Genomic DNA, 21,383 nt, shown 5'->3' on the forward strand with positions numbered 1-21,383 from the left:
ACCTAGCTGGTGAGAAACGCTTGCCCCCACATTTGTGACTGAAAATAGACGGGGGTGAGCTGGGCCGGATCGAGCTGATATTTGGGGGCAAGCTGTTCCAGCAGAGCCCAGTTGCCCTGTTCATAGGTGCTGACCAGCTGAAACAGATGAAATAGTGGCCCTTCATGCAGTTCGATGGCGCGCTGCACGCTCTTGGGCAGGTGGGCCATCAGCGGTTCCGACAGCAGGGAGCCATCGAGCACCAGTCCCACCAGAAAAGCCCAGCTTGCCTCCGCTTTACCGAGGGCGGTGAGGGCAATCAACTCGCAGAAGCGGCCGCGGGCGATGGCCATGCGGGTGCAGGCCTCCGGCATGTGCTGGCTCACCCGGGCCAGACCGTTGATCAGTACGAACTTGCGGATCTCCTGCTCCCCCAGATAGGAGAGGGCGCGGGGTACCGAGGTGATGGGGGCGGCATGATCGAAGCCGGGGGCGTTAACGTAGGTGAGCAGCAGGCCGGGCAGCCAGGCATCCTGCTCCAGCAGGCGGGCTACCTGGGCGAAGGAGAACTCTTCGTGGCAGATGAGCTGGAGGATCTGCTGTACCAGCGCCATATCGGGCTGGTTGGCCCGCTGATTAACCAGCTCCGGACGGGCGAGAAAGCCGCCGGCAAAGAAGTCGACCCCCGCCTCTCGCAGCGGGAGAAAATCCGCCCAGGTTTCGATGTTCAGCGCCATCCGCTTGTGTTCGGTGGGCTGGCAGATCCCCTCTTCCCCCATCCAGTACACCAGCAGGCGGCTGGCGCCGAGCCAGCGTGGATCCCGGTTGGCGCCATGTACCGCCAGTCTGCGCCGGCTGTCGCGCCACTGCTCCAGCACCGGAAACGAGCTGGGCTGGCGTTCACTGGAGGCTTCAACCAGCGGGATCGCGTCCTGATCCAGCAGCATGGGACGCTGTTCATCGAGCTGTTCGTGGGTGAAGGGCACCAGATATTGACGCCCCTGCGCCAGCAGGCGGCAATGTTGCGCCAGTGAAGGCCATTCGGCCGGTGAGCTGAGCTGATAGTCGATGCCGTAGGCCACCAGAGCCAGGCGACGATTGAAGATAGGGTAGCGACGCAACAGCATGGGATCACCGATAGGCCAGAGTGCGGGCCCTCCCTTGTGACTTGGCGTGGTAGAGCGCCTGGTCAGCCTGTTCAGTCAGGGTCTGCCATGCTCCGTCCTGGGAGGGAACCAGATAGCTAAAGCCTATGCTAACCGTAATGAAATCAGCAACCCGCGAGGCGGGATGGGGCATTTTCAAGCGGGCAAGACCATCGTGGATCCGCCCTGCCAGCTGTTCGGCCTCACCGGGTTGGGGGGCGCAGAGCAGAATGACGAACTCCTCCCCGCCGTAACGGGCGACCAGATTGGTGCAGCGCCGCTCTGCATCCCGCAGCACATGGGCCACCTGTTGCAGGCAGAGATCCCCCTTGGCATGGCCGAAGTGGTCGTTGTAGGCCTTGAACTCGTCGACGTCGATCATCAATACCGCCAGCAGGTTCTGGGTGCGCCGTGCCCACTCCCACTCCCGCTGCATGGTTATGTCCCACTGGCGCCGGTTGGCGATGCCGGTGAGGGGATCTTCCAGCGACAGCAGGGAGAGGCGGTGATTGGCTTCCTCCAGCGCCCGGTTGGTCTCGGCCAGCTGCATGGTGCGCTCGGCGACCCTGGCCTCCAGCTGGCGGTTGAGGGCTTCCAGCTGCTCCTGGGTGCGCTGGCGGATCAGCAGTTGCGACAGGATGGCGGCGTACTGTTTGAAGATCTCGCTCTGATAGGCTTTGAGCGGACGGTGCCAGAGCAGGTTGTCGGCGGCGATCCAGCCGATGGGAGTGGTGCCATCCCATAGCGATACCATGGCGTTCCAGCCACGGCCCACCTGCTGCTTCTCGTAGTAGAGGGGGGTATCTTCCATCACCAGTACGTAGTCCTTGCGCCTGAGCGCCTCTTGCACCGTGGGGTGGTCTGGAATGGGGCTGATGAAGTTGTGTTCATCCATCAGCTCGCCCTCTTCGCTGGTGCCCCAGGTGCCGCGCATGGTCTTGCCATCGGGTTCGATCAGGAAGATGGCGACCCGATCGAATTGCAGCTCCTTGCGGGCCAGCAGCACGGCGTCCCGCAGCAGCTCGTTTTCGCTGCGGCTGCGGGAGAGGGTGACGCTGACCATGTGCAGCGCCTGCAGCATATTGAGGAAGGAGCCCTGCAGCGCCTGACTCTGTACCAGATCGGTCTGGGTATGGAGCCGCTGGTCCCGCTCCTGATTGACCTGGCTGGAGAGCAGGTGATTGCTGAGCTCGGCCGTCAGATAGTGAATAAGGAGCTGGATACCCTGACGCTGGTGGGAGGAGAGGCGGTCGATGCGGCGGCGGGTCTCCAGATAGATGACCCCTTCCAGCTTCATGTGACGCTTGAGAGGGAAACAGGCGCGTAACTGCGGCTGGGCGGGCTCCACATTTTCGCCGGGATCCGGCGGTGCTTGGAGCTGCTCGATCACCAGTTGTCCCTTCTCCATCGCCTTGTCGATCAGGTGGTGGGGCAGGGTCAGTTGGCCGAGATGGGCGAGATCAAGCGTGGTCAGCCCGTGATCGAGCTGAAAACTGTAGAGCTGCGGTTCGGGGGCTTTCAGCCAGAGGTAGAGGCGTTCGGCATCGGTCTTTTCACGGATGGTGGCGAGGCTCACTTCGCATAACTGAGCGAAGTTGGTGAAGTGTTCCGGGTCCCATTCCTGCATACCAATATCCCTTGGATTGTACCCAAGCGAGTATAGACATATTTCTCCTTGATTAATATGTCAGAAAGGAGAGGTGGCGCACATAATGGTTGCATTAAGCCATTCTGGTGGAGACATTCACTGCGTTCTCTGTCAATCGTGGCTAGAACTGTGTGCCATAACGGTATATATGGCAGCTTGTAGGGCGGGATGCCGGGTAAAAAAGAGCCCGCACGATGGCGGGCTCTCGGGCAGATCAGATGATTCTGCGCGGCTTATTCTGCCTTGGGGGCAGCCTCAGCGGGTGTTTCACTGCTATCGGCTGGCGCACTCTCGGTCGCCGGGGCTTCCGGTGCCGGACCCGGTACCAGATCCACAGCCGGTTTGGCGATGAGAGAGCGGGTCTCTTCCACCGCTTCGGTCAGCTTGACCTCGATGATCTGGCCGAGCTCGTAGACCACCTCGGTCTTGTCCAGATAGACGCGGCCGTTGTCCCAGTTGCACTCCAGTCGATCCTTGTTGTCGAGAATATGGCGAGCAGGCATGAAGACCACGGCGCCGTTCTCCTGCAGACGCAGCTTGAGACCGGCACGCATCACGTCGATGATCTCGGCGTTGAATACCTGATCGGTGCCAGCCGCGGCTTTCAGGTAGCGAACATAGAGCCAGTCGCCGATGTCGCGCTCCACCATGCGGTGCAGGCGGCGGCAGGCGGTCAGGTGCTCGGTGAGCTCCTGACTCGGGCGCTCACCCGGGGTCTTGCCAGCGATGACCGCTTTGAGCAGACGATGGTTGACCATGTCGCCGTATTTACGGATCGGGGAGGTCCAGGTGGCGTAGGCATCCAGACCCAGGCCGTAGTGGGCGCCCGGTTCGGAGGACATCAGCGCATAGCTCTGGAAGCGGCGGATCTTGCCATCCAGCCAGCGGGTGTCGAGGTTGTCTATCCAGCGGCGCAGGGCGCAGAAGCCGGTCAGGCTGGCGATCTCGTCGCGCTCGAACGGGGCCTCGGCGCTTTTCAGCAGATCGATGGCGCCGTCGAGGGACTCTTCGTCAAAGCCGGTATGCACGTTGAAGATGCCGTAACCGACGCTCTTGCCCAGTACGCGACCGGCGCAGATGTTGGCGGCGATCATCGACTCTTCCACCATGCGGTTGGCGATGCGGCGCGGCTCGACGTGGATGGCCAGCACTTCGCCATTCTCGCCCAGCTCGAAGTCGTAGTCCGGGCGATCCGGGAACACCAGCGCGTGCTTGGTACGCCATGCTATGCGCGCTTCGGTCATCGCCTTCATCAGCGGCAGCTGGGCCAGCACGCCAGCGTCGATAGCCAGCTCTTTGCCATGCTCGGCCCAGTCGGAGACGTCGTCATAGTTGAGACGGGCGTGGGAGCAGATGCGGGCGGCGAAGAACTCGGTCTCCTCCAGCAGCAGACCATCTTCGGCGATCAGCAGACGGGCGCACAGTGTGTTGCGCTCCTCACCCTCTTTCAGGGAGCAGAGCTCGTCGGAGAGGGTGCGCGGGATCATCGGCACGTTGCGGCCCGGCATGTAGACGGTAAAGGCGCGCTGGGCGGCCTCTTTGTCCAGCTCGCTCCCTTCGGCCACATAGGCGGTCGGGTCAGCGATGGCAACCAGCAGCTCCCAGCCGTTCTCCAGCTTGGTGATGGCCAGCGCATCGTCCATATCCTTGGTCTTGGCACCGTCGATGGTGAAGAAGGGGACTGCGGTCAGATCGCGACGGGGCAGCTCTTCCTCTTCGATCACCTTCCACTCCGGCAAGTCAGCCGGCTCGACCTGGGCCAGATTGTGGCGCGCCAGCACCACCCACCAGGGCACATTGTGATCTTCCTGGGCGGCGATCTTCTGGATGATCTCGGCAGAGAAGTTGCCGTCGACCAGCGCATGGCGCTTGAGGGTCGCCACCACCCAGTCACCTTCCTTGAACTCTTTCTCATCCAGGCCCTTCTTGACGCGGGCCTTGATGGCATCCTTGATCAGCGGGTGGTCGGCGACCACGTTGAGGCGGTCGCGGAACATCTTGACCCGGGCCACGAAGCGGGTGACGGACTGCTCCAGCAGGGTATCCGGCTCGGCCACTTCCTTCTCTTTTTCGGTGCGGATCAGGGCGGTCACCCGGTCACCGTGCATCACCTTCTTCATGTAGGGAGGCGGCACGAAATAGCTGGTCTTCTCATCGACTTCCAGAAAGCCGAAGCCCCGGTCCGAGGCGCGGATCACACCCTCTTTCTTCGGGATGTTTTCGCGGATTTGTTGCTTGAGCTGGGCCAGCAGCGGATTGTCTTGGAACATAAGTGAGGAACCTGAAGTGAAAACCTGGGTGGAGACCTGATGAAGGATCGCCCAGCACTATACGTTTTTAGCCCTGCAAAGCCAAGGTGAATGGCCTGCTCAGCGTGGTTTCAACTGCGATCTGGCATGGTCGATAAGGCGCTGTGAGAGCTGCTTATGAACCCCTTTTTCCAGTACCCAGCGGTGCCAGTAGAGGCGTTCCGTCAGGACGTGGTCGGGACTGAGGTTGAGTAGTGACCCGCCAGCCAGCTGGCCTCTTATCTGCAATTCGGGGATGAGACAATAGGCCAGCCCCTGTTCTGCCATGGCGACGAAGGCCTCTGACGAGTGGACCGTATGGCAGGGATAACCGCCCGGCTCCAGCCCGAAGTGTTCTCTCATAAAGCTCACATGCATGTCATCGCGCTGATCGAACGCCACCGCCGGTGCCTTGGCCAGCGCCTCCCGGGTGAGACCGTGAGGGAAGTGGCAGGCTACGAAGGCGGGGCTGGCGGTAAGCAGATAGTTCATCTCACCGAGCTCATCAACGCAGCAACCCGCCAGCGGCTGGGGATGCAGGCTGACTGCACCAAAGGCCTGACCCTCGCGGACCTTGTCGAGGGTGCGGCTCTCGTCATCGACCAGCAGGTTGAGTTCGATGGGGTGCTGTTTCAACAAGGGGGCAATGGCGGGCAAAAACCAGGTGGCCAGGCTGTCGGCGTTCACTGCGATACTGATCCGGATTGGCCCCTGCGGCTCATCGGGAGTCAGCTCCCCCGCCAGTTCGAGCTCGAGCTGGTGTACCTGCCGATAGTGGGCCAGCAGTTTCTGGCCGAGTGGCGTGGCCTGCAGCGGCTGGCTGCGAATGAGTAGCGGCTCGGCAAACTGTTGCTCCAGCTGCTTGATCCGCTGGGAGATGGCCGACTGGGTGATATGGAGCGACTTGGCCGCCCGATCGAAGTTCTGCTCCTGCAGTACCGCATCCAGCGCCCGCAGCAGTTTGTAGTCCAGCTCTTTCATCTTCTCCCCCTTCCGTTGCCCAAGGACTGACTCTACGTCACTCGGCAGGGGACAACAATGGGCGGTGGAAGGGGCGTTGCGCTGTGATTTTTGACAGTAGTGGTCAGGCCATTGAGGGAGGATACTCTCTGGTGCCGCATGGGGTAGCCCTGCGCAGATCGTAGCGACATCTTTATCCCGGGTCTGTTTTCCCGGGATTTTTTATGAGTGAACTGCCAACACCGGTGACGGTTGCTGCAGTGGATAATGGCTGGTTTGATAATGGCCCAGCAGAGGTTGGGAGACTGCCTGCGCGAAGCGCTCATCCAGATGGAAGCGGATGCCTACGCCCCTTACCGCCCCCAGATCGACCGCCTGCCGATGACCGAGCCGCTCGATGGGCAGGCCAAGTCGGCGGAAGATGCGCTCCACCGGCAGGCTGACGACGGCGACCAGCTCCCGGATCCCGTGGGCATGGGCGAAGGCATAGACCTCGCGGAAGATGACGCAAGTGAGTTCGCTGACGCCATTGCTCATGCGCGGTGCGCGCTGGGCATCGATAGCCAGACGGGTGAGTTCCCAGACATCTGGAGTGCGTGGCGCGCTTTCACCGGCAAGGGCGGTGGGGAAGATGGTGGGCAGCATATAGGCATCGGCACAGTTGAGCAGACGAATACAGCCACACAGCCCTTGTTCGTCCTCGATCAGAACCCAATGGGTGTCTGGCGTGTCGAAGCTGTCACGCTCCAGGCCCCGATGAGACTCGACATCCCAGCCTAGCCGGTCGGAAAAGACGCGATTTCGAAAGCGATAGAGTTCATTCTCCACCTCGTTTCGTGGATGTTCTCTCAATTTTCCTTTAAAAACCAACATTATGGACCCTCTATCTTGCTATTCGCCGTTATAATCACATGTCTGGCCAAGGGGGCTTTCATATGAACAGAGACCAACTGCTTGAGTACCTCGAACATTTCACTTCGGTGACGGACGGCAATCGTCTGGCCGAACTGATCGGTCGCTTTACGCTCGGGATGGGCTATGACTACTATCGCTTCGCCCTGATCCTGCCGATGTCGATGCAAAGGCCCAAGGTGGTGCTGTTCAACCAGTGCCCCGATTCCTGGGTGCAGGCCTATACCGAAAACAACATGCTGGCGTGCGATCCGGTGATCCGGCTGGCACGCAAGCAGACGCTTCCCATTTACTGGAACCGCCTCGATGAGCGGGCCAGTTTTCTGCAGGAGGGAACCATGGACGTGATGGGGTTGGCAGCCGAGTTCGGGTTGCGTAACGGCATCTCCTTCCCTCTGCACGGTGCTGCCGGGGAGAACGGTATTCTCTCCTTCATCACCTCCGAGCGGGCCTCGAGCGACCTGCTGCTGGAGTCCTCGCCGATCCTCTCCTGGATGTCCAATTACATCTTCGAGGCGGCCATTCGGGTGGTGCGTTTCAGCATGATGGACAGTGCGGGTAAAGACCCCTTGACCGAGCGCGAGACCGAGTGCCTGTTCTGGGCCAGCGAAGGGAAGACCTCTAGCGAGATCGCCTGCATCCTCGGGATCACGGAGCGCACGGTCAATTACCATCTCAATCAGGTCACCCGCAAAACCGGCTCCATGAACCGCTATCAGGCCATTGCCAAGGGCGTTGGCACCGGGCTGTTGCTGCCCAATCTGGAGCAGGTTGTGGTCACCAACTTCCCCAGCGTGCTGCAGTAGGCCGGAGCCCGACAGACACAACCGATTCTCCTGCTGCACTCCGAGGGTCACAATTGTCAGATCCGGTAATTGACAAGGGATTGAACAGCGGATGGCTGTGGCGGCTATCATTAGCAAAATGAATCAATCAGTAAATCAACGCATTTCTCTGGATGCTTCCCCCTCGCTATAGTGCCGTTCATTCATCACTTTGGACGGTACTCTCATGCTGCTCGCTACGACGTTGCAAGGCTTCACCATCGGCCTTGCCATGATATCCCCATCGGTGCCCAGAATGCCTTTGTGCTGAGCCGGGGCATCCATCGCAATCACCATCTGCTGAGTGCCACGCTCTGCAGTGGCTGCGATCTCACCCTGATAGCTATCGGCGTATTTGGCGGGGCCAATGTGCTGGCCGCCAGCCCCCTCGGCATGGCGCTACTCACCTGGGGTGGCGTGCTGTTTCTCGGCTGGTTTGGTGGCCGTTCCCTGCTCAGTGCCTGGCGCGGTAAAGGGGAGGGACTTGCCGATTCTGCTCAGCAGATGGGTGCCAAAAGCGTGCTGGCGATGACGCTGGGAGTTACGCTGCTCAATCCCCACGTCTATCTCGATACCCTGATGCTGCTCGGCTCCCTTGGCAGTCAGGTGAGCGAGTCCCTGCGTCCGGCCTTTGCTGCGGGGGCCATGCTGGCCTCGCTGGTGTGGTTCTACTCGCTGGCGCTGGGGGCTGCGGCACTGGCGCCCTGGTTGGCCCGCGGCCGGGTGCAGCAGGGGATCGATCTGCTGGTTGGCATCATCATGCTGAGCCTGGCTGTTCAACTGGCCATAGGACGTTGAGGAAGTTAAGGCGGCAGGAATGAGCGACCGGTAACAAAAAGATGCCACTCACATGAGTGGCATCTTTGCTATTGAAAGGGGTCAGACCCTGAACTGGGAGAGCAGGCGCTGTTGCAGCAGGCTGGCTTGATGGAGCGAGGAGGCGAGCTGCAGGCACTCCTGCGCCTCCTGTTCGCCGGTTCTGGCTTGCAGACTGATACCGGAGACCTTGTCAGAGGAGTGGCTCAGGGTGTGTGACAGCTGTCCTGTAGCCACGGCCACCTGTTGCACCATGTCGGCCAGCTGGTCGATGGCGCCTTCCACCTTGAACAGGATTTGTTTGGTGTTCTCGGAGTCCTGCATGCCTGACTCCACCGTCTTGAGGTTGCGCTGCATCATCAGATAGGCGGTCTCGGTCTGCTGCTGGATGCTGCTGATCACCTGGCTAATTTCGGCGCTCGATGTTGCGGTGCGATTGGCCAGGGTGCGCACCTCGTCCGCAACCACCGCAAAGCCACGCCCCATCTCCCCCGCGCGGGCCGCTTCGATGGCCGCATTGAGGGCCAGCAGGTTGGTCTGTTCCGAGATGCCGCTGATGGTGGAAATAATCTGGCCAATCTGACCTGCCTGCTCCTTGAGGGAGTTGATGGCGATGGCACACTCGCTCACCTCTTGTACCACCCGTTGCATGCCCGCGCTGGCGGAGGCGACATACTGGCTGCTCTCGGTGGTCAGCTGGCGCACCTCGTTGGCATTGTGGGCCGCCATGCTGCAGTTGTCCGAGATACCGGTGGCGACTTGCACCATCTGCTCACTGTCGTGGTGCAGGGCCAGCGCATGTTCGGCGGTCTGGCGGCTGCTCTGGCTGATTGCCTCCACCCGGTTGACCGAGGTGTGAACGTGTTCGCTGATGTGCTGGTTGTTGTCCATGGTGGAGCTGATCATCTTCTGCAGTTTCTCGATGAAACGATCCACGCTGTTTGCCAGCGAGCCTATCTCGTCATCCCGTTGCAGGTTGATGCGGGCGTTGAGGTCTCCCTCGCCGGCGGCGATATCCTGCATTCGTTTGTCCACTTGCAGCAGCGGGGTCACCAGCTTGCGGGTCAGCCAGAAGCCGCAGAGGGTGACCATGATCAGGCTCAGCAACAGGCCACCCAGCAGCAGGGTTCGGGTCTGGCTGATGATGCCGTTGAGCTGGGCCACCTGATCCTCGACGGTGGCATCGCCGCTCTCCTCGATGGCAACCAGCTGTTGTCGCAGCTCATCGGCACTGGCTTCATAGATGGCCTGTTGGGCCTGATAGCTGCCGAGCGCATCGACCCACTGTCCCATCAGTTGCTGATGCCGGGCCAACAGGGAGCGATACTCTGCCGACAGTGTCTTGCCGGCAAATTCGCCGGTTCCCTCGATATCGAACAGCCCGGTGCCGAGCATGCTGTCGATCGCTTCGTGGTAGAAATCGGTCGCCTCTTTTAACTCGACCTTGATCGCCTCTGTGACTCCTTGTCTGCGCATCTTCTCCAGCGCATAGAGTTGGCGTAAAAAGCCGATGTTTGACTCCATCCCCCCGTCGGCCGCTTCCCAACGGGTGGAGAGGCCGCTGTTCCAGCTGATGGTCTGGTCGGGGGATTGGGTCAGCGCCTCGACCGCGCCGTCGCCAATCACCTCCAGCTGGGTCGAGAGGCGGGCCATCAGATCGGCGTTGTGATGCAGTGCCTGATCCACCTCGGTATAGGCGTGATAGAGCGCCAGCAGCTTCTCTTGTTGCTGTTGATAGTCCTGCTTGTGCTGTTCCATGGTGGCAAGGGCCGCACCATCAATGAGCTGCCCCTGGCTGACCCGGGCCAGCGCATCATCGGTCGCCGCCTTGGCAGCATCGAGTTCGGCGCGATTGAGCGGGGTTCCGTTTTGCATCTTCTGAATCTGTAGCTGTTGGTTGCCCAGCTCTATGGAGCCCTCCATGGCACCGTCGGCGGTCTGCCAGGCGGCGCCCAATACGTAGGAGAGCAGATTGGCTAGCCGCTGGCTGCCATACCAGCCAACGACCCCCATGCCCAGCGTACAGCCGAGCAATATGGCAAGACCCAGGTTGGAGGTGGTAACAATTTTCATGTGATGGCCTTCCTTGGTATCGACATTGGCACCAGTTTCGGTTCCGAACGGGTTTAGTGTAGTGGTTTATCCCCCGCTCGGGGGCCGGTGCGGCGCTGAAACATCCCGTGCACTGGCTGCACCCGATCAAGCATGGTGGAAAATGGGATAAAAAGCCTCTCTGACTACGCGGGTGTTGCTGCCCTATGCTGGATACTTATCCAGTTATTCTTTATGCTATGAGCCAATTTACGCATAGTTGTATTGGTGAGGAGAGAGCCGTGATTGGTCGCTTGAGAGGCATTGTCATTGAAAAGCAGCCCCCCGAGGTCCTGCTGGAAGTGGGCGGGGTTGGCTATGAGGTACAGATGCCGATGAGCTGCTTCTATGATTTGCCGGAGATCGGCAAGGAAGCGACCATCCATACTCACTTCGTGGTGCGGGAAGATGCCCAGCTGCTCTATGGTTTTAACCACAAACAGGAGCGGGCGCTGTTCCGCGAGCTGATCAAGACCAACGGAGTCGGCCCCAAGCTGGCGCTGGCTATTCTCTCCGGCATGACAGCTACCCAGTTTGTGCTGAGTGTCGAACGTGAAGAGATAAGCTCCCTGGTCAAACTGCCGGGAGTCGGCAAGAAGACCGCCGAGCGGCTGGTGGTCGAGATGAAGGATCGCCTCAAGGGGTGGGTCAGTCACGACCTCTTCTCCCCCGCCATGGTCACCTTGCCTGCCAGTGAGCCCGAATTGCGGGCACCGGATGTGACCGAAGAGGCGGCCAGTGCGCTGGTGGCCCTCGGTTACAAGCCGCAGCAGGCGAGCCAGATTGTCAGCAAGATCGCCAAAGATGGGATGTCGGTGGAAGAGATCATCCGTGAATCCCTGCGTAGCCTGGTGTGAGGTAGTTGATGATTGAAGCAGACCGCCTCATCTCGGCCAGTGCCGCCCGTGAGGATGACATTATTGACCGGGCTATCCGCCCCAAGAAGCTGGCTGACTACACCGGTCAGGATACCGTCTGCGAACAGATGGAGATCTTTATCGAAGCGGCCCGTCAGCGGGGGGAAGCGCTCGATCACCTGCTGATCTTTGGCCCGCCGGGTCTGGGCAAGACTACCCTCGCCAACATCGTCGCCAACGAGATGGGGGTCAATATCAAGACCACCTCCGGCCCGGTGCTGGAGAAAGCGGGGGATCTGGCGGCGCTGCTCACCAACCTCGAACCGAACGATGTACTGTTCATCGATGAAATCCATCGCCTCAGCCCGGTGGTGGAGGAGGTGCTCTATCCGGCGATGGAGGATTATCAGCTCGACATCATGATCGGGGAGGGGCCAGCGGCTCGCTCCATCAAGCTGGATCTGCCTCCCTTCACCCTGATTGGCGCCACCACCCGGGCAGGTTCACTCACCAGCCCGCTGCGGGATCGCTTCGGTATCGTCCAGCGGCTGGAGTTCTACAACGTCAAGGACCTGACCGATATCGTCTCCCGCAGTGCCCGTTGTCTGGGGCTAGACATGACGGAAGATGGAGCCATTGAGGTCGCCCGTCGCTCTCGCGGCACGCCGCGGATTGCTAACCGTTTGTTAAGGCGGGTGCGCGACTTTGCCCAGGTGAAATCCGATGGCCGGATCGACGGCCCCATTGCTGCCCGCGCCATGGACATGCTGGATGTCGATAACGAAGGTTTTGACTTCATGGACCGCAAGTTATTGTTGGCTGTGATAGACAAGTTTATGGGGGGCCCGGTGGGTCTCGATAATCTGGCCGCCGCGATCGGGGAAGAGAAAGATACTATCGAAGATGTGCTGGAGCCTTATCTGATCCAGCAAGGTTATCTGCAACGTACACCCAGAGGACGGATTGCGACCACACGAGCCTACGCTCATTTCGGTCTTCAGCGACCTGATGAGAAGTAAAAACAGTTGTTTGAACATGAAACCGCCGTCAAAGGCGGTTTTTTATTATCCGGGCAAAAAAAAGCCCACGGCGGATGCGGTGGGCAAAGACAATTCAGGATGGATGTTCACAGACAGTGAGTGCGTCTGGACACAGACCGGAAAATAAACAGGTGAGCCGTCGCGAGCTCTCAGAGTCGGTTCAGTTGATAGAGCTGAACAAAGGAAAGCTTGTAGTAACGGATGGTTTTAGCAACAAACTTTTTCATCTTCGATTCCAATAGACAGGTTCAAATTGATGGTCGAATACGTACCGTGAACCCGGATTAACCGGCCTGTATCCAAGGGTATGCCCTCACTGCGAGGCGCATTGTAGGAGTTCGAATCGACCCCGGCAAACAAGAAAAATTGCACTCTTCAAATTAGTTTATCTAATGTCTTTGTTGATGAAATTGGTTCGCATGAGTATGCATTCTTTGCAATTTTAAATTGAGTTTTCGAATCAGATTGCCTGACTCGGATAACATGGAAAAAGGCGCGTCATTCACGCTTTTCAAATTAAACCGAGCAGCGGGATGTTAAATTCTTAAATTGATTTAAATCAATGTTTTACGCTTTATCGTGTTTTGTGATCTGGCTCGCGTCAATAATCGTGAAATAGATTAAAAATGCCTTTCAAAGCCATGTATGGCGGGTCCTTTTACATTGATTTCAATCAAATAAAGGTGATATAAAAACCCGGTCATCATGGGCGAGAATAAATTTAGGCTGATTGTTTTGGAATTGTTAAACATTAGCTTTATTTGTGTTCTCGTATTGCCTTGTTGTTAATGCCAGTGGTTACTGAACGCGTTTTGTTGTGACACGTCCCAATGAGGCTCATTCGCTAACCTCCAACGGAAGCTTTGTGCTTAAAACTTAAAATAGCCGTGCCAATAATCGGTGAGGAAACATCATGATTGCTGAGCATGTGGTAGACCTATCGCGGTTCCAGTTCGCTGCGACGGCCCTTTATCACTTTTTGTTTGTACCCCTGACGCTGGGAATGGCCTTTCTCCTGGCGATCATGGAATCCGTCTATGTGATGACCAACAACACCATCTACCGGGACATGACCAAATTCTGGGGTAAGTTGTTTGGTATCAACTTTGCCTTGGGGGTCACCACAGGTCTGGCCATGGAGTTCCAGTTCGGGACGAACTGGGCTTACTACTCCCATTATGTCGGCGATATCTTCGGGGCCCCGCTGGCTATCGAAGGGCTGATGGCCTTCTTCCTGGAGTCCACCTTCGTCGGTATGTTCTTCTTTGGTTGGGATCGTCTGAGCAAGCATCAGCATCTGGCTGCCACCTGGTTGATGGCGCTGGGTACCAACCTCTCCGCCCTCTGGATCCTGGTCGCCAACGGCTGGATGCAAAACCCGGTCGGTGCCGAGTTCAACTTCGAATCCATGCGAATGGAGATGATGAGCTTCGCTGACGTGGTGCTCAACCCGGTTGCTCAGGTCAAGTTCGTCCACACTGTGGCGGCTGGCTATACCTGTGGCGCCATGTTTGTGCTGGGTATCTCCTCCTACTACCTGCTGAAGAATCGTGATGTGGCGTTTGCCCGTCGCTCCTTCGCCATTGCCGCTGCGTTCGGTATGGCTTCCATCGTGTCCGTTCTGATCCTCGGTGATGAATCCGGTTACGAGACAGGTGAAGTGCAGAAGGTGAAACTGGCCGCTATCGAAGCTGAGTGGGAGACTGAACCTGCTCCGGCTGCCTTTACCCTGTTCGGTATTCCGAATCAGGAAGAGATGCGCACCGACTACGCCATCAAGATCCCCTATGCGCTGGGCATTATCGCGACCCGTTCTCTGGACGGTCAGGTAACCGGTCTGAAGGATCTGAAAAGCGAGCACGAACTGCGCGTTCGTAACGGTATGACCGCTTACGACCTGCTGACCAAGCTGCAATCCGGTGACAAGTCTGACGAGACCCGCGCTCGCTTCGACGAAGTGAAACAGGATCTGGGCTACGGTCTGCTGCTCAAGCGCTACACCAGCAACGTGACCGATGCTACCGACGAGCAGATCAAGGCCGCCGTGGATGACTCCATCCCGCAGGTTCTGCCGCTGTTCTTCGCCTTCCGTATCATGGTTGCCGTCGGCATGCTGATGCTGGTGCTGATTGGTATGGCCTTCTATGACAGTGCCCGTCACCAGATCGGCAAGCGCAAGTGGCTGCTCAAGGGTCTGCTGTGGGGTATCCCGCTACCGTGGATCGCTATTGAAGCTGGCTGGTTTGTGGCTGAATATGGTCGCCAACCGTGGACCATTGCAGAGGTGTTGCCGACTTCCCTCTCTGCATCCAACCTGCCTGCAGCCGAGATCTGGTTCTCTCTGATCGGTATCTGCCTGTTCTATACCGTACTTCTGGTTATCGAGATGTACCTGATGTTCAAGTATGCCCGTCTTGGCCCCAGCAGCCTGAAGACTGGCAAGTATCACTTTGAACAGCTCAAGGCATAAGGAGAGCGACCATGTTTGATTACGAAACTCTGCGTGTCATCTGGTGGGCTCTGGTCGGCGTACTGCTGATCGGTTTTGCCATCACTGACGGCTTCGACATGGGGGTAGGCGCACTGCTCCCGTTCGTTGGCAAGAAAGATGTCGAGCGCCGCGTGATGCTCAACACCATGGGACCGCACTGGGAAGGTAACCAGGTTTGGCTGGTCACTGCCGGTGGTGCCTTGTTCGCCGCCTGGCCGATGGTGTATGCCGCGACCTTCTCCGGCTTCTACATCGCGATGATCCTGACGCTGATGGCGCTGTTCCTGCGTCCGGTCGGTTTCAAGTACCGCTCCCTGCGTGCTGATGCCAAATGGCGCAGCAACTGGGACTGGGCCTTGTTCGCCGGTAGCGCCGTACCGCCCATCGTCTTTGGTGTGGCCTTTGGTAACCTGCTGCAAGGCGTTCCGTTCGAGTTTAACCAGTTCATGATGTTGACCTATCACGGCAACTTCTTCGGCCTGCTTAACCCGTTCGGCATTCTGGCTGGTCTGGTGAGCCTGTTCATGCTGCTCACCCAGGGCGCAACCTGGTTGATGATGAAGACCGACGGTGAAGTGCTGGCGCGTTCCCGCACTGCCGCCATGATCTGCTCACTGGTGACCCTGGTGCTGTTTGCTGCCGCGGGTTGGTGGGTAAGCGGTATGGAAGGCTATGTCATCGTCAAGGCTGCCGCGACTGACGCGGTATCCAACCCGATGAACAAGGAAGTTGTCCTGCAGGCTGGTGCCTGGATGAACAACTACACCCTCTATCCGTGGATGGTGGCTGCCCCTGTACTGGGCCTGGCCATGAGCCTGCTGACTGCGCTGTTTGCCCGCATGAACATCGGCTGGCTGGCGTTTACCAGCTCCTCGCTGGCGATTGCCGGGGTCATCCTCACTGCCGGTTTCTCCATGTTCCCGTTCGTGATGCCCTCAAGCCTTGAGCCGTCACTGAGCCTGACCATGTGGGATGCTACCGCCTCTTTCAACACCTTGCAGGTGATGACTGTGGCTGCAGCTATCTTCGTACCGATTGTGCTGGGTTACACCATCTGGACTTACATCAAGATGTTTGGCCGGGTAACCAACAAGCACATCGAAGATAACCAACAATCTCTCTATTAAGAGGTGCGCTGACAATGTGGTATTTCACCTGGATCCTGGGGCTGTTGCTGGCCTGTGCATTTGGCATCATCAATGCGTTGTGGCTGGAACACACCGAGAACATGGATCGTCAGATCGATGAAAACAAGTGATCGACTCGCCAGGCTCGCCGCTCCACTGGAGCGGCAGCCGTGGCAGGGGTTGATGTTACTCGCGGCGGCCTTGTTGGCCGTCGCTATTTTACAGGCCCCCAATCTGATCGCGGCCAACACCAGCGAGCATGGTCTCTGGCTTGCTCCCTGGCTGATGTGGGCCGTCTGTTGTGGCGTACTTAACGGACTTGGCTTTCATCTGAAAAGTCTGCCCGGACGTGTGCTATTCAACCCCTGGCTCGCCTGGCCCAGTTTGTTGTATGGCCTCTGGCTGACACATTCATATTTCCTTTCATAAAAAACGGGGGGAGGCAGGATTTCCCTGTCTCCCCCTGCTTCTTTCCTATTCAGCCCTGCGCTATGATAGCCCCCCATCTGACTGTCGAATGGATCACAGATTGTTATGGGGGAAGTCTTTGAGTTTCCGGTGCGTGTCTACTACGAAGACACCGACGCCGGGGGCATCGTCTACAACGCCAATTATCTCAAGTTTATGGAACGTGCTCGCACCGAGTTTCTTCGTGCCAAAGGGGTCGAACAGGACGTCTGGCTGCAGGAGGGATATGCCTTCGTGGTGAGCCGAACTGAGATCGATTTCCGCTCGGCGGCCCGTTTTAATGAACTATTGAATGTATTAACGCAAGTGATTGAAGTGAAACGCGCATCCCTGCGCTTTTCGCAGCAGATCCTGGCGGCTGATGGACGACTGATCACCCAGGCCATGGTACAGATAGCCTGTGTCAGTCATCCGCAAATGAAACCTGTAGCTATACCTGAAAAAATCAAGGGAGTGCTGTTAAGTGCACGCTGAAATTTCGTTTATTGGCCTGTTTTGGCAAGCCAGCCTGTTGGTAAAACTGGTCATGATGACCCTGATGAGCATGTCTATTGTCTCCTGGGCGCTGATTATCCAGCGTTCAAAGGCGATCAAGGCGGCCAATCTTGCATCGGAACAGTTTGAAGATCGCTTCTGGTCAGGGGTCGATCTCAATCGCCTCTATCAGGAGTCCTCTTCCCGCCGCGATGATATCGAAGGCATGGAAGATATCTTCTACTCCGGTTTCAAGGAGTATGCCCGCTTGCTCAAGGCCGGTGCCCGTGGTCAGGATGCGGTGATGGATGGTACCTACCGCGCCATGCGCGTCTCCCTCTCCCGCGCGGTGGATGATCTGGAATCCAATCTGCCGGTGCTGGCGACCATCGGCTCCATCAGCCCCTATATCGGTCTGTTCGGTACCGTATGGGGGATCATGAACGCCTTTATCGCCCTGGGTCAGGTTCAGCAGGCCACCCTGCAAATGGTGGCGCCGGGTATCGCGGAAGCGCTGATCGCTACCGCCATGGGTCTGTTTGCCGCTATCCCGGCGGTTATCTTCTACAACCGCTTCTCCAACAAGGTCGAGCGGCTGGAGAACGCCTACGCCAACTTCATGGACGAGTTCACCACCATTCTGAACCGTCAAATTGCACAGCAGCAGGGTGATCAGTAATGCAAACCTATCAGCGGATCCGGCGCAAGAAGGTGGCCGAGATCAACGTGGTTCCCTATATCGACGTCATGCTGGTGCTGCTTATCATCTTTATGGCGGTCACGCCGGTGATCACGCAAGGGGTCAAGGTGGATCTGCCACAGGCTGAGTCCGAGCAGTTGCCGGAAGATGCCAAGCCGCCCTTCATCGTCAGCGTCAATACCGAAGGCGAGTATGTCATCAAGGCTGGCGAAGCCGATGACGAGCCGGTGCCAAGCGGCACGCCAGAGGCGATGCAGCAATACATCACCGAAAAAGCCATGGGCTATCTGGCGATCAACCAGAATGCCCCCGTGGTGGTCGCGGGTGACAAGGCCGTGCGCTACGAAGAGGTGATCTTGTTGATGGTGGCCCTCAAGAAAGCGGGTGTGCCTCAGGTTGGCCTGATGACAGATCCGGTGAACTAACGGAGATGGATGTGAAGCGTGGTATTTCCGGTTATCTCATCGCGTCGTTTCTGCTGCACCTGATCATCGGCATCATCCTGTTTGTCGGGCTCGATTTCAGCAAACCGAAACGACCCGAATCGAAGGGGCAGATCGTCAATGCCGTCATGCTCGATGAGAACTTCCTCAACGAACAGGCCAAGCAGATCCAGCAGCAGAAATCTCAGCCCAAGCCTCAAAAGGTAGAGAAAGAGAAGGATAAGGAAGACACGGATCTCGCCAAGCGCGAGCTGGCTCAGAAACAGGAGCAGCTTCGCATCGCCGAGACCAAGCGCAAGCAGGCCGAAGAGGCGACTCGCAAGGCCGAGGCCGAGAAGCAGAAGAAGGTTGCCGAGCAGAAGCAGGCGGAAGAGAAGGCCCAAAAAGCCGAGGAAGCCCGCAAGCTGGAAGAACAGAAGGCCAAGAAGGCCGAAGCCGAGCGTAAAGCGGCGGAAGCCGAGAGCAAGGCGTTGGCGCTGAAGAAGAAAAAGGAACAAGAGAAGAAAGAGGCCGAAGAGAAGGCAAAGGCGGCAGAAGCCAAGGCCAAGAAAGCGGAAGCTGACAAGAAGGCCAAAGCCGAAGCCGAGAAGAAAGCCAAGGCAGAAGCAGAGAAAAAAGCCAAAGCCGAGGCCGAGAAGAAGGCCAAGGAAGAGGCTGAGAAAAAGGCAAAAGCTGACGCAGAGAAGAAAGCCAAGGCAGAGGCCGAAAAGCAGGCCAAGATCGCGGCTGAGCGCAAGCGTAAAGCCGCCGAGCAGGCCAAGCTGCAAAAAGAGATGGAAGAGATGATGCAGCAGCAGCTGTCGGCTGAGGCCAATGCTCGCAGTCAGGCAGCATCGGCAGCAGCCCAGGGCGAAGTCGACAAATATGCGGCGCTCATCAAGGCCACTGTTGAGCGGTATATGATTTTGGATCCCACCATGCGGGGCAAAACATGTACTATCGGCGTACGTCTTGCGAGCAGTGGCTTTGTCATATCGGTAGATAACGGCCAGGGTGACCCGGCGGTCTGTCGTTCCGGTAAGGCGGCTGTTCTGAAAGCCAATCAACTGCCTGTGCCCAAGGATCCTGCGGCATTCGAGATGTTGAAGGAATTTAACCTGAAGTTAGAACCGAGTATCTAAGCGTGATAAAACGAGGTTGCTTGCCTCCGGTTGGCAACCTCTCGCCGAGAAAGGAATTTAACCTCTCATCTATATTGGAACCGAGTATTTAAGCCATGATCAGAAAAGTATTTTTTGCTTTGGTTGGCTGTTTGTTGCTGGGCCAGAGTGCCCAGGCGGCCCTGGACATCGTCATCACCGGCGGTATTGATAGCGCACGCCCCATCGCCGTTGCTCCCTTCAAGTGGGAAGGCAACGGACAGTTGCCGCAGGACATCGCGGAAGTGGTCTCCAACGACCTGATGCGCAGCGGCAAGTTCAAGCCGCTGGCCCGTGGCCAGATGCCGCAAACCCCGAGCAGCAGCAGCGAGATCAACTTCGCTCCCTGGGCCTCCCAAGGGGTTGAAGCCGTGGTGGTGGGTTCCATTTCGGCAGTCGGTGACGGCACCTACAAGGTCAACTTCGAGCTGGTCGATGTGCTGAAAGGCCAGCTGGCCAAGGCGCAAGGTGGCGAGAGCAACGGTTACATCCTGGATAGCCGCATGGCGACCATCCCGGGTGCCCAGATGCGCCAGTTTGCCCACCGTATCTCCGACATCGTCTATGAGCGTCTGACTGGCGAGCGCGGTGCCTTCCTGACCCGTCTGGCTTACGTCTCCGTCCAGCAGGGTACCCAGTTCCCGTACCAGCTGCGTATTTCTGACTACGACGGTTACAACGAGAAGACCCTGCTGCGCTCCCGCGAGCCGTTGATGTCTCCGGCTTGGTCGCCGGATGGCAGCAAGCTGGCTTACGTGAGCTTCGAGAACCAGAAGTCCGAAATCTACGTGCAGGATATTTACACTCAGCAGCGCAGCCTGATCACCAGTTTCCGCGGTATCAACGGGGCGCCGGAGTGGTCTCCGGATGGTCGTCGTCTGGCTATCGTTCTCTCCAAAGACGGTTCACCGAACCTCTATGTTGTTGATGTCGCTAGCAAGCAGCTGACCCGTGTCACAAGCAGCCGTGTGATCGACACCGAACCCTCCTGGATGCCGGACGGGCAAAATTTGTTGTTCACCTCTGAACGTGGTGGCAAACCCCAGATTTATAGCGTAAATTTGGCGACTGGTATGACTCGCCGGATGACTTGGGAAGGTGAATCCAACCAGGGTGCATCCATCACTCCTGATGGCAAAATCATGGTGATGGTGACCCGTGTTCAGGGACAGTATCGTATTGCCCGTCAGGACATGGAAAACAATGCCCTGTTGGTCCTTACCCAGAGTGCTCTGGATGAGTCGCCAAGTGTGGCTCCCAATGGCAGCATGATCATTTATGCCACCATCTATCAGGGTCGTAAGAGTCTCGCGTTGGTGTCGACTGATGGTCGCTTCAAGGCTGTGCTTCCGACCAGTAGCGGTGAAATTCGTGCACCAGCTTGGTCGCCCTTCTTGAATTGATAAAAATCCAATTGTTTTTTGTTTTGTTATAAAGGTTTAAGGAAATAGCATGCAACTCAATAAACTGCTCAAGGGTTTGGCCATCGCACTGCCACTGTTCACCCTGGCCGCTTGTAGTTCTTCTTCTGATTCTGACGCCGCTGGCGCTGAATCAGGTATGACCGACGGCATGGGCGGTGTACAAACCGGCGGCGCCAACGGCATGTTGTCCCCGGAAGAGCAGATGCGTCAGAAGTTCGAAGCACTGCAGCGTGACAACGTGATCTACTTCCCGTTCGACGGTTACGATATCCAGGGTCAGTACGCTGATCTGCTGGATGCACACGCCAGCTACCTGCGCGAGCGCCCGAGCGTGAAAGTCCTGATCGAAGGTCACGCCGATGAGCGCGGTACTCCGGAGTACAACATCGCCCTAGGCGAGCGTCGTGCCAAGGCTGTTGCCAAGTATCTGCAAACCCTGGGTGTGCAGGCCGAGCAGCTCTCCATCGTCAGCTATGGCGAAGAGAAGCCGCTGGACATGTCCCACACCGAGGATGCCTTTGCCAAAAACCGCCGCGCGGTTCTGGTTTACTAAGGTT

Annotated in this window: 19 protein-coding genes and 1 pseudogene; 14 read left to right on the forward strand and 6 right to left on the reverse strand. The window is 57.9% G+C overall.

Annotation, left to right across the window (positions count from 1 at the left end):
* Positions 1-2: 2 nt before the first annotated feature.
* From ACTG2U_RS16180 to ACTG2U_RS16200, 5 genes are all read right to left on the reverse strand, one after another.
* On the reverse strand, positions 3-1,106 hold the full coding sequence (locus ACTG2U_RS16180) for an EAL and HDOD domain-containing protein (protein WP_139429741.1): 1,104 nt from the start codon (positions 1,104-1,106) through the stop codon (positions 3-5).
* Between the two features lie 4 nt (positions 1,107-1,110).
* Positions 1,111-2,751: a sensor domain-containing diguanylate cyclase gene (locus tag ACTG2U_RS16185; protein ID WP_439974759.1), complete on the reverse strand. Its 1,641-nt coding sequence runs from the start codon at positions 2,749-2,751 to the stop codon at positions 1,111-1,113.
* A 254-nt stretch (positions 2,752-3,005) separates the two neighbouring features.
* A complete protein-coding gene (locus ACTG2U_RS16190; RefSeq protein ID WP_439974760.1) occupies positions 3,006-5,042 on the reverse strand; it encodes an exoribonuclease II in 2,037 nt (678 codons plus the stop codon).
* 99 nt (positions 5,043-5,141) lie between these two features.
* Entirely contained in the window at positions 5,142-6,041 is a 900-nt protein-coding gene (locus tag ACTG2U_RS16195) for a LysR family transcriptional regulator ArgP (protein WP_201904405.1), read from the reverse strand.
* Positions 6,042-6,242: 201 nt separating this feature from the next.
* Positions 6,243-6,893: an acyl-homoserine-lactone synthase gene (locus tag ACTG2U_RS16200; RefSeq protein WP_042081537.1), complete on the reverse strand. Its 651-nt coding sequence runs from the start codon at positions 6,891-6,893 to the stop codon at positions 6,243-6,245.
* Positions 6,894-6,955: 62 nt separating this feature from the next.
* On the opposite strand from ACTG2U_RS16200, the gene ACTG2U_RS16205 reads away from it, so the two are divergent.
* Entirely contained in the window at positions 6,956-7,738 is a 783-nt protein-coding gene (locus ACTG2U_RS16205; RefSeq protein ID WP_439974761.1) for a LuxR family transcriptional regulator, read from the forward strand.
* Between the two features lie 205 nt (positions 7,739-7,943).
* Positions 7,944-8,554, forward strand: a pseudogene (gene lysE, locus ACTG2U_RS16210) (L-lysine exporter).
* 81 nt (positions 8,555-8,635) lie between these two features.
* Here the strand turns inward: lysE and ACTG2U_RS16215 are convergent.
* Positions 8,636-10,645: a methyl-accepting chemotaxis protein gene (locus ACTG2U_RS16215; RefSeq protein WP_110303563.1), complete on the reverse strand. Its 2,010-nt coding sequence runs from the start codon at positions 10,643-10,645 to the stop codon at positions 8,636-8,638.
* Between the two features lie 260 nt (positions 10,646-10,905).
* Here ACTG2U_RS16215 and ruvA point away from each other — a divergent pair, with 260 nt between their 5' ends.
* The 12 genes from ruvA (at position 10,906) to pal (ending at position 21,379) form a co-directional block, all read left to right on the forward strand.
* Positions 10,906-11,520, forward strand: coding sequence for a Holliday junction branch migration protein RuvA (gene ruvA, locus ACTG2U_RS16220; protein WP_439974762.1), 615 nt, complete (start codon positions 10,906-10,908; stop codon positions 11,518-11,520).
* 8 nt (positions 11,521-11,528) lie between these two features.
* Positions 11,529-12,539: a Holliday junction branch migration DNA helicase RuvB gene (gene ruvB / locus ACTG2U_RS16225; protein ID WP_005335744.1), complete on the forward strand. Its 1,011-nt coding sequence runs from the start codon at positions 11,529-11,531 to the stop codon at positions 12,537-12,539.
* Between the two features lie 934 nt (positions 12,540-13,473).
* A complete protein-coding gene (locus ACTG2U_RS16230; protein WP_064339410.1) occupies positions 13,474-15,030 on the forward strand; it encodes a cytochrome ubiquinol oxidase subunit I in 1,557 nt (518 codons plus the stop codon).
* Between the two features lie 11 nt (positions 15,031-15,041).
* Complete coding sequence (gene cydB / locus ACTG2U_RS16235; protein ID WP_005362985.1) at positions 15,042-16,178, forward strand: cytochrome d ubiquinol oxidase subunit II; 1,137 nt, start codon at positions 15,042-15,044, stop codon at positions 16,176-16,178.
* A 14-nt stretch (positions 16,179-16,192) separates the two neighbouring features.
* Complete coding sequence (cydX, locus tag ACTG2U_RS16240; RefSeq protein WP_005304933.1) at positions 16,193-16,309, forward strand: cytochrome bd-I oxidase subunit CydX; 117 nt, start codon at positions 16,193-16,195, stop codon at positions 16,307-16,309.
* Positions 16,296-16,607 (forward strand): cyd operon YbgE family protein, encoded by a 312-nt coding sequence (locus ACTG2U_RS16245; protein ID WP_041202810.1) that lies wholly within the window; start codon positions 16,296-16,298, stop codon positions 16,605-16,607. The genes cydX and ACTG2U_RS16245 overlap by 14 nt, the downstream gene beginning before the upstream one ends.
* A gap of 105 nt (positions 16,608-16,712) precedes the next feature.
* Entirely contained in the window at positions 16,713-17,120 is a 408-nt protein-coding gene (ybgC, locus tag ACTG2U_RS16250; RefSeq protein WP_005335737.1) for a tol-pal system-associated acyl-CoA thioesterase, read from the forward strand.
* On the forward strand, positions 17,110-17,799 hold the full coding sequence (gene tolQ / locus ACTG2U_RS16255; RefSeq protein ID WP_005335735.1) for a protein TolQ: 690 nt from the start codon (positions 17,110-17,112) through the stop codon (positions 17,797-17,799). Before ybgC ends, tolQ begins: the two co-directional genes overlap by 11 nt.
* Positions 17,799-18,245, forward strand: coding sequence for a protein TolR (gene tolR / locus ACTG2U_RS16260; protein ID WP_005354757.1), 447 nt, complete (start codon positions 17,799-17,801; stop codon positions 18,243-18,245). The genes tolQ and tolR overlap by 1 nt, the downstream gene beginning before the upstream one ends.
* Before the next feature lie 5 nt (positions 18,246-18,250).
* Positions 18,251-19,384 (forward strand): cell envelope integrity protein TolA, encoded by a 1,134-nt coding sequence (tolA, locus tag ACTG2U_RS16265; RefSeq protein ID WP_013723471.1) that lies wholly within the window; start codon positions 18,251-18,253, stop codon positions 19,382-19,384.
* 95 nt (positions 19,385-19,479) lie between these two features.
* Positions 19,480-20,805, forward strand: a complete 1,326-nt coding sequence (gene tolB, locus ACTG2U_RS16270) for a Tol-Pal system beta propeller repeat protein TolB (RefSeq protein ID WP_439974763.1) — start codon at positions 19,480-19,482, stop codon at positions 20,803-20,805.
* Positions 20,806-20,854: 49 nt separating this feature from the next.
* On the forward strand, positions 20,855-21,379 hold the full coding sequence (gene pal, locus ACTG2U_RS16275) for a peptidoglycan-associated lipoprotein Pal (RefSeq protein ID WP_005304908.1): 525 nt from the start codon (positions 20,855-20,857) through the stop codon (positions 21,377-21,379).
* Positions 21,380-21,383 lie beyond the last annotated feature (4 nt).

Source organism: Aeromonas sp. 95A, assembly GCF_051919235.1.
Classification (GTDB): domain Bacteria; phylum Pseudomonadota; class Gammaproteobacteria; order Enterobacterales; family Aeromonadaceae; genus Aeromonas; species Aeromonas veronii.